1 protein-coding gene is annotated in these 337 nt (G+C 46.6%); it reads left to right on the top strand.

The window, feature by feature from the left end; all coding sequences use genetic code 11:
• Positions 1-82 precede the first annotated feature (82 nt).
• Positions 83-337 (top strand): triple tyrosine motif-containing protein (locus AC23N5_RS31505; protein WP_487758573.1); only part of this gene is annotated, 255 nt, incomplete at its 3' end.

Raw genomic sequence — 337 nt, 5'->3', positions numbered from 1 at the left:
TGGGGGAGCCCCCGGCCTGCCGGAGAATTCGCCACCGGCTTTACAACGGACGAAAGCGAGCCAACCGCCGAAAATCAATCAGTTGAAAATCCACAACCAAGAAGTGATGCCAGGCGACGAAACCGAGATTTTAGCCCAAAGCATAGAACAAACTTCGTCAATTCAATTGGCGCATGATCAGAACCAAGTGACGCTCAGTTTTTCGTTGTTTGATTTAGTAAATGCTCCCAAAAATAGTTTTCGTTACCAACTGTTGGGAATTGACAAAAAGCGTATCGAAGAAGGGTCAACCCATTCGGTGTCGTATTCGCAATTGCCTTCTGGAAGCTATACGTTT

The sequence above is a fragment of the Runella sp. R5_40 genome, assembly GCF_057652295.1.
The sequence above is the reverse complement of the archived record's forward strand: the minus strand, read 5'-3'. Positions and strand labels throughout refer to the sequence as shown.